We start from the raw sequence: 15,568 nt of genomic DNA, 5'->3' as shown, positions 1-15,568 counted from the left end.
TAAAAGTGAACCAATTGGTGCTCCCAAACCTTTAGACAAACAAACAGAAATTGTGTGAAACACTTTTCCGTATTCCTTTGGATTGTCATTGGTAGCAACCAAAGCATTCCAAATTCTTGCTCCATCCAAGTGAAATTTCAAATTATTAGCATCACAAACTTTTCTGATTTTCTTAAACTCTTCAAAATCATAACAAGCTCCGCCTCCTTTATTAGTCGTGTTTTCAACGCACACTAAGCTTGTGAGAGCACTGTGATAAAATTCCGGATCATTGATAGAACCCGCAACTTGTTCGGCAGTAATCATTCCGCGATTTCCATTCAATAAACAGCAGGAAACTCCACTGTTAAAAGAAGCTCCTCCGCCTTCATAATTATAAACGTGTGCATATTTATCGGCGATTAATTGTTCACCAGGTTGCGTGTGCAGTTTGATTGCAGTTTGATTTGCCATTGTTCCCGAAGGAAAAAAGAGAGCTTCTTCCATCCCAAACATTTCGGCAACTCTGGATTGGAGTTCAATAACAGTTGGGTCTTGTTTATAAACATCATCCCCAACTTCGGCGTGAAACATTGCACGTAACATTTCTTGAGTAGGTTTGGTTACAGTATCACTAACTAAATTTATTTCCATTGTATTTATTTTATTTTGAATTGGAACAATTCGAGAATTGTCCCAACCAATATTTTTTCTATTTTTGTGCCACAAAATTACTATAATTTATGACAACTACCGAACAAATAAAAGGTATTGTAGAGCGCCTTGGTGCGTTGAGGAGGTATCTTTGACGTTGATGCCAAACTAATCGAAATTACCAACGAGGAAGAAAAAACCTTGGCTCCTGATTTTTGGAACAATCCAAAGGAAGCTGAAAGCTATGTAAAAACACTTCGTTCCAAGAAAAAATGGATTGAAGATTACAACAAAGCGGTCGAAATGTCCGATGAGTTGCAATTAGCTTACGAATTCTACAAAGAAGGAGAACTTTCTGTTGAAGAACTTGATGAGCAATACAACCTTACCCAAAATCATATTGAAGCCATAGAATTCAAAAATATGTTATCTGATGAAGGTGACAGTTTGAGTGCGGTGCTGCAAATTACGGCTGGTGCTGGCGGAACGGAAAGTTGCGATTGGGCTTCAATGCTGATGCGAATGTATATGATGTGGGCCGAAAAATCGGGTTACAAAATACGCGAACTCAATTATCAGGAAGGCGATGTTGCAGGAATAAAAACCGTGACGCTCGAAATTGAAGGCGATTTTGCTTTTGGTTATTTGAAAGGCGAAAACGGTGTGCATCGATTGGTGCGAATTTCTCCTTTTGATAGTAATGCTAAACGACATACCTCTTTTGCATCTGTTTATGTGTATCCGTTGGTGGATGATACGATAGAAATTGAAATCAATCCTGCTGATATTGAAATCACAACGGCTCGTTCTAGCGGTGCTGGTGGTCAAAATGTAAATAAAGTGGAAACCAAAGTGCAGCTGAACCACAAACCTTCGGGAATTCAGATTCAATGTTCGGAAACGCGGTCGCAACACGATAACAGAAATCGAGCAATGCAAATGCTTAAATCGCAATTGTATGAAATTGAACTCAAAAAACAACAAGCACAACGTTCTGATATTGAAGCTGGAAAGATGAAAATCGAATGGGGTTCGCAAATCAGAAATTACGTGATGCAACCTTATAAATTAGTCAAAGACGTTCGCACAGGTCATGAAACCAGCAACGTTGATGGCGTTATGAATGGTGAAATTGACGAGTTCCTCAAAGCTTTCTTGATGATGATGGGACAGAAGGAGGAGGAATAGAGTTTAGCGTAGGCTTAAAAAATTTAAACCTAACAGGTTTTTAAAACCTGTTAGGTTTTGTTTTTATAAGTCAATAATTTTCAAATAAATATTGATGTAATACAATCCAGTAATAACAAAAGCAACTCCTGCAATAATTCGCATTACTTTCTCAATTTTGGTTATGGTTTTGAAATAATTCCCTAATTTTTCCATACTAAAAGCAATTACAAAAGCAAAAAATATTACTGGCAAACCTGTTCCAATTGAAAACAAAACGGGTAAAAATAATCCGCCATCGGCTGAAAGCGTTAATGGAATTAGCATTGCAAAAAATAATGCTCCACTATAAGGGCAAAATGCCAAAGCGAATAATGCACCTAAAAGAAAGGAACCCAAAAGTCCTTTGGTCTTAAATTTATCCGAAAGTATATCAGTTAAGTTGCTGCCTTTTATAAAATTTAATTTGATGACATCCAGCATTATCAGTCCAATAATTATCATAATTGGTCCAATAAATTTCTCACCGTTTCCTTGTACAATCTTCGCAATTTGGAATTTACTTGCTCCAAAATAAATTATGGCACCAATTGCAGTGTAAGAAAACATTCTGCCAAAAGTGTATAAAAAACCACTCAACAAAACTTTCTTTTTACTGTTTATTGTTTTGGCAATAAATGCTGTAGCAGTTATATTTGTTGCTAATGGACAAGGAGAAATAGCGGTTAATAAACCTAATGCAAAAGCAGATAAAAAAGGAATTTCGTGGTTTTGAGCTAAATCAGTTAACCATTCCATAATTATTTGAAAGCTTCGATTTTTTTCTTCAATTCTTTGATAAATTTATCTTTATCACCAGCATTCATAAATGCCATATCAGTCAAATCTTGTTTCTTTTTAGTAGCTGGATTGTATAAAAATAAAGAAGTTCCAGTAGCTTCAAATTGTGCAGCTTTTTTTTCGTTTTTAGCATCATCTACATTTACTAATGAAAATGGAATTGTGGGATAACTTTTTAGTGTTTCTCTGGTCAACTCTTCAATTTTATTACACGTCATACAACGATGTTCTGAATGAAACTGTATTAATTCGATGCTTGTTTTTGTGTTAACAACAGTTGTTTTTTTGGTCTGGGCGTTTCCAAAATAAGAAACAAATAGCAATATTAAAATGGCCATTAAAATAATTTTTTTACTCATAATTTTTATTGTTTTTATTGATGTTAATTTCATTTGGTGAAGTTTTATTTATTATAAAATACTATTGAATAAGTAACCTGATACAATCATAAAAAAGGCAATTGTTCCAAAGTAAATAGCGATTAAATTCCAAGTCATTACTTTCTTCAAAAGCATCGCTTCTGGCAAGGATAATCCTATTACTCCCATCATAAATGCAATGGCTGTACCAAGCGGAACACCTTTGGCAACCAAAACCTGGACTACGGGAATAACACCTGCCGCATTGCTATACATTGGCACACCAAATAACACAGCCAGCGGAACGGCATACCATTGTCCTTTATTAATATATTGTTCAAAAAATCCTGTTGGCAAAAATCCGTGCATCAAACCACCAATCGCAATACCAATTATTATATAAAGCGAAACGCCTTTTACAATATTATATGCTTCTTTTAAAATGGCATGAAATCGTTGGGAAAGAGTTAGTTTTTCTTCTTCTAATTCTTCCTCAGTTTGTGCGTTGTCAATAATATTTTGAACCCAAGGAGAAAGTTGTTTCTCTAATTTTAATTTTCCTAAAGTAAATCCGCCAATTATTCCCAAAACAATTCCTGTCAAAACATAAATAGCAGTAATTTTCAATCCAAAAGTTCCCGCAAAAATGGCAATTGCGACTTCGTTTACCAATGGAGCAGTGATGAGATAAGTAAAAGTTATGCCTAGCGGAATTCCTCCTTTGACAAATCCGATAAATAAGGGAACAGACGAACAAGAACAAAAAGGTGTAATCACTCCGAAGGTGGATGCAAAGAGATATTCCAATCCGTAGAGTTTATTGCGACTCAAAAAATTACGCACTTTTTCGACTGGAAAATAAGAGTTTACAATTCCCATTACTGTCGTTATTACAAAAAGCAATAACGCGATTTTCAAGGTATCAAAGACAAAGAAATTTAGTGCATCGCCTAATTTTGTATGTTGCTCAATTGCAAAAACAGAATAAATAAGCCAATCAGCAAAATATTGTAGCCCGTCGAACATAATAATCTAATTTAGATTAACAGCATTTACTCTCCTCAGATTTGGGACTACTATCACAACACGATTGTTTATCAGAAGAAGCAGTTGATCCGCAACATCCACTGTCTTGTGCATTTCCTAGAACAGTTGAAATATCGCCTTTGGTCGGGAACCCTTTTTGTACCCATCGTATCATTCCGTGTTTCATATTCACAACTTTGTCGTAACCGTGATTTACTAAGAACCCAGCTGCTCTCAAACTTCTTCCTCCACTTCGACAAACCATTACTAAGGCTTTATCTTTTGGCAATTCAGCAAAATATTCTTCAAAAACACTTAAAGGTAAATTGATAATGTTCGGCACATCATAAGCCAATTGAGCTACTTCATCCATTTCGCGAACATCTACTATTATTGCTCCGTTTTTTATCCATTGTTGTGTTGTTGTTGGACAAATTTCTTGTACTAATGTTTGATTTTCCATAATTTAATTTTTCAATAATTCTTTAATTTCATCTATTTGTGCAATTCTCCCTTTAATTTTCACAACCTCGTCAATCATCAAAACTGGAGTTGTCAAGACATTGTATTTCATCATTTCTTCGATGTCTTCAATTTTAATAACATTGGCTTCTAAACCTAATTGTTTCAAGGCTTCCAAAACATTAGTGTAAGTTGTTTTGCACTTTGGGCAACCCGTTCCTAAAACTTTTATTTGTATCATTTTTTTAATATTAATTTTCATTCGTGAAAATACGAACAATATTTACTTATTCGCATTTTTACGAACATTATTTTTAACTTATTTTAATACCTCATTTAGAAGCATTTTGGCTAATTTCCAATTTTCTCTATTGATGCAATATTTTACTGTAGGTGGTGTGATGTTGCCTTGAATTAATCCTGCATCTTTAAGCTCGTTCAAATGCTGAGATAATGTAGATTTTGCAATTGGAAGTTCCTCCGCCATATCCCCGTGAAAGCAACAAGTTTGAGAATTTAGTAATTGCAAAATGGCAATCCTAACAGGATGTCCCATTGCTTTTGCAAATCGTGCTGTTTGTTCTTGATCCTTAGTAAAATAATCCGATTTCGTATCAATCCCCATAAATAATTTTTATTGTTCGTAAAATTACGAATAATAAATTATATAACAACAATTGTCTTGGAATTTTATGGAAAAAAGGATATTGTGACCAATTTAAAAAAGAAGACCGTTCGATGGGTGTTCTTTTTCAGGAAAAATATATCATTTCCACGAAGAAACTAATTTAAAATTTACAATAAAAATTGACAATCACGATGTTTGAGTGACTGCTTATTATTTGAATTCAAAGACATTTGGCACGGTTCCAATGTTTTTTATTTCGACTGATTTGCCTGAAAACGATTATTTGGCCCAATCAACTACTTTCCATTTGTATGATTCTAATTCAATCGCTAAGATTGTACAAATGATGGTTGGGTTCGTGAGTTTAAAGATCAGAATAAAATCCAAAATTCATTTGTACTACCAATCGTTTATTATAATTTACCAACACATTAACAAGACGAAATGAATTTAGATAACCTATACGAAATTCTTGAAAATGAAGTAATTACATTATAATATAAAAATCCAAAAAAATGGTAGGATTTGGTAGAAACTGGTATGAAACAAATCGTTCCATATTTTGATTCAGATAGAATGGTCGATGAAAATTACAAGAAGTTGTACAAATAAACCACTATTGACTGAAAGTCAATAGTTTTAATTTAGCAGACTAAAAGTATGCAAAGTTTTAAGAGTAAAAATAATTTAACCGCAGATTCGCAGATTAAAAACCAAATTCATATAAATAATCTGCGAATCTGCGGTAAAATTTTTTAGAACCTGAAAGGGAAAATGCACTAAAGTGCATAGTTCTAACTACAACTGTGACCAATAAAAACATAATAAGAAAGCTCGTTTTTAGATGTAATTTAGACCTGACAGGTTTTAAAAACCTGTCAGGTCTATTTAATTCGTTTACATACCCGTTTTCAATATATCTAAATTCCCCATAATAATAGTTGGGTTTTGCTTTGGGTCAAGCCAATCTATCATTGACTTCATATATTCCTCATTAATAGCAATACACCCCGATGTAAAATTAGGAACTTTTGTGGCTAAATGAAAAAAGATAGCACTTCCTTTTCCCTTTACAACTGGATTAGTATTGTATTCTATAACCGTGCAATATTTGTAAGCATCATTACTCAACAATAGATTTTCATAGGATTTTGCATCTGTATCTCCGCTTACGTGCTTGTTATAATCTGGTGAATTTACATCGTCAATCCATTTGTCATCCTTGGTGGTTTGCTGATTTTCCAATAAGGTATTAGTTTGTTTTTCATAAGAAAATAATTTTCCCAACCTGAAAATCCCTGTTGGCGATTTTCCGTCACCTTCTATTTTTTGGTTAGAAAGCGCAAAACCATTTTTGCCAATTCCTGCTGTAATTGGTTCCTGCTTTACAATCCATTTATCATCTTTTTTTTCCAAAGCCACGAAAACTGAAGTGAAACTTTCTGGTTGCTCATTATAAACAACGAGTAATTGTTGAACATTTCCCAATTGGTTTTTGTTTTGATCTGCAATTAATAAGGCATTTTCAATAGCGGAATTTTTTGATTGACCTGTAATATTGGAATACGAAAAAACCATTAAAATTATAAGTAAGAGTTTGGTTGACAGTTTCATTAATTGATTTTTTATATTTTAGATTGACTAAAAAATCAATCTCATTGTAACATCAAACATAATCAAAAGTAACTATATATTTTTTTAAAATTGCAATAATAAATCCATTAGGAAAATCCAAGCAAATTTACTTTATTTGAAGATTATATAATGAATCTAACATAATCTTACTAAGAAATGAATTCCTATTCTATCCAAGAAATAAACGAAGTTTTAAAAGGCACTATTGTTGGCGATACTTCCATAAAAATAGCTGCTCCAGAACAATTAGAACTTGCCAGTGCTTCCGATATTTCATTTATTGGGAACAAAAAATATGAAAAATTATGGGAAACTTCCAAAGCCTGTGCTGCCGTAGTTAACGAAGATATTTCAATTGAACCAGGAGAAAACAGAGTTTTCATCAAAGTAAAAAATGCTGATTTAGCAATGTCGCAAGTATTAGAACTCTTCGCTCCTCCTACTCCATTATTTGACACCCAAATTCATCCAACAGCTACTATTGACTCAACTGCTGTGATTGGAAATGGATCAAGAATTGGAGCTGGATGTTATATTGGTCCCAATGTTCAACTTGGTGAAAACGTCACAATTTATCCAAATGTTACCATTCTTGACGAATGTACCATTGGAAAAAACACCGTAATTTGGTCAGGCGCAGTAGTTCGTGAACGTTGTCATATGGGCAATAACTGTATCATTCATCCCAATGCCACAATTGGTGCTGACGGTTTTGGATTCCGTCCAGATCCTGAAAGAGGGTTAATTAAAATTCCACAAATAGGAAATGTTATTATTGGCAATGGAGTTGAAATTGGAGCAAATTCTTGTGTGGATAGAGGAAAATTTAGCTCTACAATTTTGGGTGATGGTTGCAAGATTGACAATTTAATTCAGATTGGTCATAATAGTAAATTAGGTAGATTTTGCATTATGGCAGGACAAAGTGGTTTGGCTGGTTCAGTAACTTTGGGCAATGGTGTTCTCATTGGCGGTAGCGCATCTATCACAGATCACGTGACTATTGGCGACGGTTCGATTATTGGCGGTGGTTCTGGTGTTACAAAAGATGTTCCAGCGGGTGTAACTTTGTTGGGTTATCCTGCTATCGATGCACGTGATGCTTTAAGACAATGGGCGATTTTAAAAAGATTGGTCAACGAATCAAAGAAATAAATCAGTTATTAAAAAAATCAACCACAGATTCGCAGATTTTTTTTGTTAATCTGCGAATCTGCGGTAAAATATTTTCTAACGTTTAAACCATCGAAAACGGATTGCATACGATTAATCCTCTTTTGCAACAATTAATTCTATTGTCATTTCTACAATATGTTGCAATGGATTTCGTAATTTAGCCATCACTTTATTCAGATAAAACATTTTCAATATGGACTTGAACTTCAATAAAAACGAAGACCACAATAAACTCCTTCTTTCCGATTTGCGTCATAAATTTGCCAAAGTAAAACTGGGTGGCGGAGAAAAACGCATTCAAAAATTACATTCCGAAGGAAAAATGACGGCGCGAGAACGCATCGATTATTTGCTTGATAAAGTAAAATGCGTCGAAATTGGTGCTTTTGTTGGAGAAGGAATGTACAAAGAATTTGGCGGTTGTCCTTCGGGAGGAGTTGTTGTAAAAATAGGTTATATCAATGGAAAACAATGCATTGTTGTAGCCAATGATGCTACTGTAAAAGCGGGTGCTTGGTTTCCAATCACTGCAAAGAAAAACTTGAGAGCACAAGAAATCGCGATGGAAAATAGAATTCCAATCATTTATTTGGTAGATAGTGCGGGCGTATTTTTGCCTTTGCAGGACGAAATTTTTCCAGACAAAGAACATTTTGGACGAATATTCAGGAATAATGCCATTATGAGTAGTATGGGAATTACCCAAATTGCTGCTGTGATGGGAAGTTGCGTTGCGGGTGGAGCTTATCTTCCCATTATGAGCGACGAAGCTTTGATTGTCGAAAAAACAGGGAGCATTTTCTTGGCAGGAAGTTATTTGGTCAAAGCTGCCATTGGCGAAAGCATCGACAATGAAACTTTGGGTGGAGCAACAACACATTGCGAAATTTCGGGCGTGACAGATTATAAAGCCAAAGACGATAAAGACGCATTGGACAAAATAAAAAATATTGTTGATAAAATTGGCGATTATGACAAGGCTGGTTTTAATAGAATTAAATGTGTGAAACCAGCTTTGGATGAAAATGAAATCTACGGCATTTTGCCAAAAGCTCGAAATGAACAATACGATATGATGGAAATCATCAGCCGATTGGTTGATAATTCTGAATTCGAAGCATACAAAGATGGCTACGGACAAACAATTATAACTGGTTATGCAAGAATTGATGGTTGGGCTGTGGGAATTGTTGCCAATCAACGAAAAGTAGTAAAAACTAAAAACGGAGAAATGCAATTTGGTGGAGTAATTTACTCGGATTCAGCTGATAAAGCCACCCGATTTATTGCTAATTGCAACCAGAAAAAAATACCATTGGTTTTCTTGCAAGATGTTACTGGATTTATGGTAGGATCAAAATCAGAACACGGCGGAATTATAAAAGATGGAGCCAAAATGGTGAATGCCGTTTCCAATTCAGTGGTTCCAAAATTTACCATAATCATAGGAAATTCATACGGAGCTGGAAATTATGCAATGTGCGGAAAAGCTTATGACCCAAGATTAATAGTAGCTTGGCCAAGTGCAGAACTTGCCGTAATGGGAGGAACACAAGCCGCAAAAGTTTTAGCACAAATCGAAGCATCTTCGCTTAAAGCAAAAGGAGAAATTGTGGATGAAGCCAAAGAAAAAGCACTTTTCGATAAAATTAAAGCTCGATATAATGAGCAAACTTCTCCCTATTATGCAGCTTCACGACTTTGGACAGATGCAATAATCGACCCTTTAGAAACCAGAAACTGGATTTCTATGGGAATTGAAGCAGCAAACCACTCACCTATCGAAAAGAAATTTAATTTGGGAGTAATTCAAGTCTAATTATGAAAAAGATATTCTTACTGGCAATTGCTTTTATTTCAATTAATTCTATTGCACAAAAACTCCACGAAAACGGAAAATATATTGATGCCAATGGTGTAAAACTATATTATGAAATTTATGGCCAAGGTGAACCATTGTTGATGATTCACGGAAATGGTGGTTCATTTTCTTGTTTTGAAAATCAAGTGAGAGAATTTTCTAAAAATTTTAAAGTCATTTTAGTAGATTGCCGCGGAAGAGGAAATTCAAGTTATCAAAATGGAGTTGAACTGACTTTTGACTTGCAAGTTGAAGATATGAGTTTATTTCTTGAAAAGTTAAACATTCAGAAAACGAGCATTTTGGGTTGGAGTGATGGTGGAATAATTGGACTTTTAATGGCAAAAAAACATCCTGAAAAAGTTGACAAATTAGTAACATCGGGAGCAAATATATTTCCTGAAGGAGTTATTATTTTCGAAGATATGAAGAAAACAGCTATTGATTTAGAAAAAGAAAATAGTAATCACAAAAATGATTTAGCCATTGATTTGAATAATTTAGATTTGAAATACCCCAATTTAAACTACTCTGATTTGAATGTCATACAATCTAAAACCCTAATCATAGCTGGTGATCACGATCTAATAAAAGGGGAACACACCCTTAAAATATATGAGGCAATACCCAATGCACAATTGGCGATTTTACCTAATAGTTCTCATTCAGCTTTGATCGAAAATTCAAAACTTTTTAATGAAATTGTCTTGAATTTTTTAATGCAGCAATAAAAAAAGGAAAGACTTTAACTCTTCCCTTTTATATTTTGTTAGACTTATTTAAAATTTATTCTTGTTCAACCAATTCTAAACTTTCTCTTCTCATAATTTTTCCTGTGGCCGTTTCTTTGAACTTTGGAATAAAAACAATCTCTTTTGGTTTTTCGAATTTTTCAAGAACATCAAAAACAGATTCTCCTATTTCAATTGGTTCTCCTTCAACAAAAAGAACTGCTTTCGCACCAAGAACTTCATCAGCTTGTCCAGACACGAAATAACGTCTTGGAATTAAAGTTGAAAGCTTATCTTCAATTTGCTCTGGCATTAATTTAATTCCACCGCTATTGATAATGTTATCATATCTACCTTCCCAAGCAAATTGAGTGTCTGAAATTAAATTTACAATATCGTTGGTCACAATTTTATGGCTACTGATATTTTTTGCTTTAATCACTAAACATTGTCTATCATCAACAGAAACTTTTACATTTGGCAAAACTGTAAATGCTTCTTCCCCAATTCTCTTAGCAGCAATATGAGTGATAGTCTCAGTCATACCGTAGGTTTCATAAATTTCTATTGGTAATTTTACTAATTCTTCTTCTAATGCTTTATGCACTTTTACTCCGCCAATAATCAATTTTTTGATTTGTTTTGTTTTTAGTTTTTCCAATGAGTTTTTGGCTTGAAGCGGAACCATTGCACAAAAATCAAATTTTTCATCAATATCTTTTAATGGATTCGAGGTTGGCTCAACAAATTTCATTTCAAGACCTAAAATTAATGATCTTACAAACATCATTTTCCCTGCAACATAATTAGTTGGCAAACAGTGCAACATTGTATCTCCAGGTTTTAACCCAAAGAAATCCCCTGTTGCCAAAGCAGAATCAAGCATTGCTTGTTTTTCAATTTTGATAATTTTTGGCATTCCTGTTGTTCCAGAAGTTTTCAATTCGATATAGGATTTCTCGTCAAACCAGTCCAATAAAAAATTCCCGACGTGTTGTTCAAAGGGTTCTCCTTCTTTTATGAAACAATAAGCAACGTAAAATATTTCGTCTCTTGTAATATGGTAACCATTTAATTTAAAACGATTGTGTATGTTTTTGTATGTTATTTTATTCATTACTATTTATTGTTAAAATTTATTTATTGAATTGGGGTTTTCTATTTTACCGCTTAGTTTCTCAGTCCAGCTAATCCAATTGTATTTCTTTGCAAATATAAATAACAAAATCGGATACACAATTGCAATCGAAACTAACATTTCATTTAACATATCAACAGGATTTTCAACACCTGAATATCTAAAAACAGCATCGGTATGTATTGCTGAATAATCCGAGGTAATTAAAAAAGCCGCCATTAGGTTGTTACCCAAATGAAAACCCAAAGCCAGTTCCAGACTTTCGTCCATTAGCGTCATTATTCCAAGGAAAAAACCAGTCCCTATATAAAAAAACATAACTCCAAAACCCATTTTAGCTACTTCAGGATTTGCGCTGTGAAATAATCCGAAGACTACAGAAGTGAAAATTAACGGAAACCATTTATTTTTTACAATTATCCCTATTTGTTGCATCAAATATCCTCTAAATAAATATTCCTCGAAAGCTATTTGAAATGGAAAAAAAAGAATACTAACTAAAAATAACAAAGTAAATTTCAAGGGATTGAAATTCCAAATAATTTCGGAATTGTCAATAAAATAGGAAATTATGAAAACTACAATGGTAAAAAAAACGATTAAGCCAAAAGAAAATAAAATCCTTTTGTAATCTACTTTGTCTCTAGAAGTTGTTAGTGAAAGAATGCTTCGTTTATGAAAAATCCGAACCAAAAAAAACAACAATGCTAGCAAAAAAACAAACGGTAATAAGTTGATAATCAGTGACAAATTATTAGGAACTTCACTCATCGATTGATATACATCATCCATTTGCTCTTTGGTCATAAATAAATACAAAATGAAATTGGCAATAAAAATTCCTGCCGTAAATAATGTCGTAATCAAAACTCGCCACCAAGTATTATTCCCTTTATATGCTTGCTCTATAAACATTTTACAATTAGTTGAATTAGTTTTCTTGTGTTTTTATACTTCTATAATTCGCCCGAAATTAACCTAAATTTTCGTTTTTATCCATTACTTTGCAAAAAATTTAATACTAATTTAATGATCCAAATTTATCATAATTCACGTTGTACAAAATCAAGAGAATGTTTAGCATTTCTTGAAGAATCTGGTCAAGAATATGAAGTTGTAAAATATCTTGAAGATGTTCCCACTTTTGAGGAATTGAAGTCAATTATCAGAAAACTAAACATAAAACCAATCGAATTAGTGCGCCGAAAGGAAAAAATTTGGACAGAAAATTTCAAAGAAAAAAAAATGTCAGACGATGAAGTTATTCAAGCAATGATTTTAAATCCTATTCTTATTGAAAGACCTATTGTCATAAATGGTGAAAAGGCTGTCATAGCAAGACCTTTAGGAAATGCAATTGCGATAATTTAAAAGCATTATTTCAGTCTTTTAACATCATTTTGTGAATTGACAATTAAACCAATGGCTACTTTTACGGTCTTATCCCAAAAAACAACTTTCAGCTCATGAAAAAATACAAATTTACTTTAACTCTTCTTCTACTATTTATTACTTTTTTGAATTTCGCCCAACAAAGACCTCAACTTCCAAAAATAAAAATCACTGGAAAAGTAGTTGAAAAAACCAGCCAACAACCTCTTGAATACGCTACAATTACATTCGTAAATCCAAAAAATCCTAAAGGAACAACTGGAGGAATTACAAATGCAAAAGGAGAATTTAACATCGACATTAATCCAGGTATTTATGACATAAAAATTGAATTTATTTCATTTAAACCAACCATCATTAAACAACGAAAACTTCAAGAAAACACTAATTTAGGACAAACAGACTTAGAGGAAGATGCCTCTCAATTAAACGAAGTTATCGTTCGTTCTGAGAAAACGACTGTCGAAATTAAACTCGATAAAAAGGTTTACAATGTAGGTAAAGATTTAATGGTAAGAGGTGGAACTGTAAGTGATGTTTTAGATAATATTCCTTCTGTTTCAGTAGATCCAGACGGTGTTGTGAGTTTAAGAGGGAACGATAATGTTAGGATTCTTATTGACGGAAAACCATCAAATGCTATTAATATTGCCGAAGCACTTCGTCAAATTCCAGCGGATGCCATTGAAAAAGTAGAGGTAATTACCAATCCATCTGCAAGATATGATTCTGAAGGTGGTGGTGGTCTCTTGAATATTGTTCTGAAAAAAGGGAAAAATTTAGGCTTAAATGGAACTCTAATTGCCTCGACTGGAAATCCTGAAAACTATGGAATTTCAGGAAATATCAATTATAAATCAGAACAATTTAATTTATTCTCGACAACAGGTTATAATTATAGAACGAATCCTGGCAATTCATTTACTAATACTGAATATCTAAACTCTGATGGAAGTACTAGAAACTATATTAATGAAAGTAAGAAGAATAACAGAATTCGAGAGGGTTATAATTCGAGTTTTGGTATGGATTGGTATTTAGACAAAAACACTACTTGGACAAATACTTTTAGTCTAAGAAAAAATAATGGCGATAATCCTGAAACTGTTACCTACAACAATTTTGATTTAAACCACCAATACGATTCTACTAATTACCGTTACAGTACACAAAACAGTGATAGCCAAGACGTAGAATACAATACCAATTTGACTAAAAAATTCAAAAAAGAAGGACACAAACTTACTTTTGATGCCTCATTTTCAAATGAAAGAGATAATGATAATTCATTAATTACTAGTGATGTTTTAGAAAGAACAAGTAATGCTCAGAAACAAAACGAAAGTTTGATTCAAACAGATTATGTTTTACCATTTGGCAAAGCAAGCCAATTTGAAATGGGTTATAAAGGCAATTTCAAAAGTTTACTTACCGATTATAAAGTAGGTAATTTAGATGATTCAGGAAAATATACTCCTAATAATCAATACACAAACATATTGGATTATAAAGAAAATGTAAATGCTTTATACACGCAATTAGGTACTAAAATCGATAAATTCTCCCTCTTATTTGGAATGCGTTGGGAAGATTCTAAAATTAATGTTAACCAATTAGTGTCGAATGATTTTAACACTAAAAAGTACAACAACTTCTTTCCAAGTGCTTTCTTTACTTATGAAATATCAGATGCAAGTAGTACTTCTATCAGTTACAGCCGAAGAATTTCTAGACCTAGAGGAAGAATGATTAATCCATTTTCGAACTATTCAAGTAACATCAATATTTTCAAAGGAAATCCAGATTTGGATCCTGCCTTCACGAATGCTTTAGATTTTGGCTATTTAAAACGTTGGAACAAACTAACATTCAATACTTCGATGTATGTGAATAAAACAACCGATTCTTTTCAATTCATTCGAAGAGAAACTGGAGATTTCATCAATGGAACTCCTGTAATTTTAAGTACACCTATAAATTTGGCCACAGAATTCCGCTATGGTTTTGAATTTACGCTGAATTATTCTCCTTATAAATGGTGGAAATTAAACAGTAATTTCAATTTCTTTAAAGTAGATACCAAGGGAGATTATTCTTATACAAATTCTCAAAACGTGTTAATCACACAAAATTTTGATAATACTGCAAATTCTTGGTTCACCCGTTTAACATCAAAAGTTAGCTTGCCATACAAAATTGATTGGCAAACGAATGTAACCTATAACGGCCCACAAAGTAGTGCTCAAGGACGTGTTTTAGGGAATATGAGTGCTAACTTAGGTTTCAGTAAAGATGTGTTTAAAGAAAAAGGAACTTTATCACTTAATGCTCAGGATATTTTCAATTCTAGGAAAAGAAAATACGAAACCACCATTCCAGGAGTTTTATACTCTTATAGCGAAATGCAATGGCACAAACGACAAATTAATTTTTCGTTTACTTATCGATTTAATAAGCCAAAGGAAAAAGAAAAACCTCAAAAAAGAGAATCTGATAATGGAGAAGATTTTCAAGGATAAA

The 15,568-nt window shown here is 33.2% G+C and carries 16 protein-coding genes; 6 read left to right on the top strand and 10 right to left on the bottom strand.

Annotated features, from left to right (window positions below; translation table 11 throughout):
• On the bottom strand, nucleotides 1–633 hold a 633-nt coding region (locus PHC28_RS02115; protein WP_300096334.1), incomplete at its 3' end, for a threonine aldolase family protein.
• An 89-nt stretch (nucleotides 634–722) separates the two neighbouring features.
• On the opposite strand from PHC28_RS02115, the gene prfB reads away from it, so the two are divergent.
• A protein-coding gene (gene prfB, locus PHC28_RS02110) for a peptide chain release factor 2 (RefSeq protein ID WP_300096332.1) occupies nucleotides 723–1,821 on the top strand; the annotation gives its coding sequence in 2 pieces (ribosomal slippage) (nucleotides 723–785 and nucleotides 787–1,821; 1,098 coding nt in all).
• A 63-nt stretch (nucleotides 1,822–1,884) separates the two neighbouring features.
• Here the strand turns inward: prfB and PHC28_RS02105 are convergent.
• From PHC28_RS02105 to PHC28_RS02075, 7 genes are all read right to left on the bottom strand, one after another.
• Nucleotides 1,885–2,598, bottom strand: coding sequence for an aromatic aminobenezylarsenical efflux permease ArsG family transporter (locus tag PHC28_RS02105; protein WP_300096330.1), 714 nt, complete (start codon nucleotides 2,596–2,598; stop codon nucleotides 1,885–1,887).
• A 2-nt stretch (nucleotides 2,599–2,600) separates the two neighbouring features.
• Complete coding sequence (locus PHC28_RS02100) at nucleotides 2,601–2,999, bottom strand: nitrophenyl compound nitroreductase subunit ArsF family protein (protein ID WP_300096328.1); 399 nt, start codon at nucleotides 2,997–2,999, stop codon at nucleotides 2,601–2,603.
• A 51-nt stretch (nucleotides 3,000–3,050) separates the two neighbouring features.
• Nucleotides 3,051–4,025 (bottom strand): permease, encoded by a 975-nt coding sequence (locus PHC28_RS02095; RefSeq protein ID WP_300096326.1) that lies wholly within the window; start codon nucleotides 4,023–4,025, stop codon nucleotides 3,051–3,053.
• A gap of 16 nt (nucleotides 4,026–4,041) precedes the next feature.
• Nucleotides 4,042–4,488 carry a rhodanese-like domain-containing protein gene (locus PHC28_RS02090; RefSeq protein WP_300096324.1) on the bottom strand — a complete coding sequence of 149 codons (447 nt, stop codon included), beginning with the start codon at nucleotides 4,486–4,488 and terminating at the stop codon, nucleotides 4,042–4,044.
• Nucleotides 4,489–4,491: 3 nt separating this feature from the next.
• Nucleotides 4,492–4,728, bottom strand: a complete 237-nt coding sequence (locus tag PHC28_RS02085; protein ID WP_300096321.1) for a thioredoxin family protein — start codon at nucleotides 4,726–4,728, stop codon at nucleotides 4,492–4,494.
• A 78-nt stretch (nucleotides 4,729–4,806) separates the two neighbouring features.
• The gene (locus tag PHC28_RS02080) at nucleotides 4,807–5,112 is read right to left on the bottom strand and encodes a helix-turn-helix transcriptional regulator (RefSeq protein ID WP_300096319.1); all 306 of its coding nucleotides are present in this window, start codon (nucleotides 5,110–5,112) and stop codon (nucleotides 4,807–4,809) included.
• A gap of 900 nt (nucleotides 5,113–6,012) precedes the next feature.
• Nucleotides 6,013–6,729, bottom strand: coding sequence for a L,D-transpeptidase family protein (locus PHC28_RS02075; RefSeq protein ID WP_300096315.1), 717 nt, complete (start codon nucleotides 6,727–6,729; stop codon nucleotides 6,013–6,015).
• 177 nt (nucleotides 6,730–6,906) lie between these two features.
• On the opposite strand from PHC28_RS02075, the gene lpxD reads away from it, so the two are divergent.
• The 3 genes from lpxD (at nucleotide 6,907) to PHC28_RS02060 (ending at nucleotide 10,518) form a co-directional block, all read left to right on the top strand.
• Nucleotides 6,907–7,905 (top strand): UDP-3-O-(3-hydroxymyristoyl)glucosamine N-acyltransferase, encoded by a 999-nt coding sequence (gene lpxD, locus PHC28_RS02070; RefSeq protein WP_300096312.1) that lies wholly within the window; start codon nucleotides 6,907–6,909, stop codon nucleotides 7,903–7,905.
• 214 nt (nucleotides 7,906–8,119) lie between these two features.
• Nucleotides 8,120–9,745 (top strand): acyl-CoA carboxylase subunit beta, encoded by a 1,626-nt coding sequence (locus tag PHC28_RS02065; protein WP_300096310.1) that lies wholly within the window; start codon nucleotides 8,120–8,122, stop codon nucleotides 9,743–9,745.
• Between the two features lie 2 nt (nucleotides 9,746–9,747).
• A complete protein-coding gene (locus PHC28_RS02060) occupies nucleotides 9,748–10,518 on the top strand; it encodes an alpha/beta hydrolase (RefSeq protein WP_300096307.1) in 771 nt (256 codons plus the stop codon).
• A 55-nt stretch (nucleotides 10,519–10,573) separates the two neighbouring features.
• On the opposite strand, the gene PHC28_RS02055 is transcribed toward PHC28_RS02060, so the two are convergent.
• Complete coding sequence (locus tag PHC28_RS02055) at nucleotides 10,574–11,635, bottom strand: AMP-binding protein (RefSeq protein ID WP_300096305.1); 1,062 nt, start codon at nucleotides 11,633–11,635, stop codon at nucleotides 10,574–10,576.
• Nucleotides 11,636–11,647: 12 nt separating this feature from the next.
• Complete coding sequence (locus tag PHC28_RS02050) at nucleotides 11,648–12,571, bottom strand: CPBP family intramembrane glutamic endopeptidase (protein ID WP_300096302.1); 924 nt, start codon at nucleotides 12,569–12,571, stop codon at nucleotides 11,648–11,650.
• Nucleotides 12,572–12,685: 114 nt separating this feature from the next.
• On the opposite strand from PHC28_RS02050, the gene arsC reads away from it, so the two are divergent.
• Nucleotides 12,686–13,027, top strand: coding sequence for an arsenate reductase (glutaredoxin) (gene arsC, locus PHC28_RS02045; protein ID WP_300096298.1), 342 nt, complete (start codon nucleotides 12,686–12,688; stop codon nucleotides 13,025–13,027).
• Between the two features lie 95 nt (nucleotides 13,028–13,122).
• The gene (locus tag PHC28_RS02040; protein WP_300096294.1) at nucleotides 13,123–15,567 is read left to right on the top strand and encodes a TonB-dependent receptor; all 2,445 of its coding nucleotides are present in this window, start codon (nucleotides 13,123–13,125) and stop codon (nucleotides 15,565–15,567) included.
• Nucleotide 15,568 lies beyond the last annotated feature (1 nt).

The organism is Flavobacterium sp., from assembly GCF_028712645.1.
Taxonomy (GTDB): Bacteria; Bacteroidota; Bacteroidia; order Flavobacteriales; family Flavobacteriaceae; genus Flavobacterium.
Note: the sequence above shows the minus strand (reverse complement) of the source record. Positions and strands in the feature narration are given on the sequence as shown.

Coding starts and splice junctions, on each gene's coding strand:
- PHC28_RS02105 (WP_300096330.1), bottom strand. CDS start 2,598: ATGGAATGGTTAACTGATTTAGCTCAAAACCACGAAATTCCTTTTTTA.
- PHC28_RS02100 (WP_300096328.1), bottom strand. CDS start 2,999: ATGAGTAAAAAAATTATTTTAATGGCCATTTTAATATTGCTATTTGTT.
- PHC28_RS02095 (WP_300096326.1), bottom strand. CDS start 4,025: ATGTTCGACGGGCTACAATATTTTGCTGATTGGCTTATTTATTCTGTT.
- PHC28_RS02090 (WP_300096324.1), bottom strand. CDS start 4,488: ATGGAAAATCAAACATTAGTACAAGAAATTTGTCCAACAACAACACAA.
- PHC28_RS02085 (WP_300096321.1), bottom strand. CDS start 4,728: ATGATACAAATAAAAGTTTTAGGAACGGGTTGCCCAAAGTGCAAAACA.
- PHC28_RS02080 (WP_300096319.1), bottom strand. CDS start 5,112: ATGGGGATTGATACGAAATCGGATTATTTTACTAAGGATCAAGAACAA.
- PHC28_RS02075 (WP_300096315.1), bottom strand. CDS start 6,729: ATGAAACTGTCAACCAAACTCTTACTTATAATTTTAATGGTTTTTTCG.
- lpxD (WP_300096312.1), top strand. CDS start 6,907: ATGAATTCCTATTCTATCCAAGAAATAAACGAAGTTTTAAAAGGCACT.
- PHC28_RS02065 (WP_300096310.1), top strand. CDS start 8,120: ATGGACTTGAACTTCAATAAAAACGAAGACCACAATAAACTCCTTCTT.
- PHC28_RS02060 (WP_300096307.1), top strand. CDS start 9,748: ATGAAAAAGATATTCTTACTGGCAATTGCTTTTATTTCAATTAATTCT.
- PHC28_RS02055 (WP_300096305.1), bottom strand. CDS start 11,635: ATGAATAAAATAACATACAAAAACATACACAATCGTTTTAAATTAAAT.
- PHC28_RS02050 (WP_300096302.1), bottom strand. CDS start 12,571: ATGTTTATAGAGCAAGCATATAAAGGGAATAATACTTGGTGGCGAGTT.
- arsC (WP_300096298.1), top strand. CDS start 12,686: ATGATCCAAATTTATCATAATTCACGTTGTACAAAATCAAGAGAATGT.
- PHC28_RS02040 (WP_300096294.1), top strand. CDS start 13,123: ATGAAAAAATACAAATTTACTTTAACTCTTCTTCTACTATTTATTACT.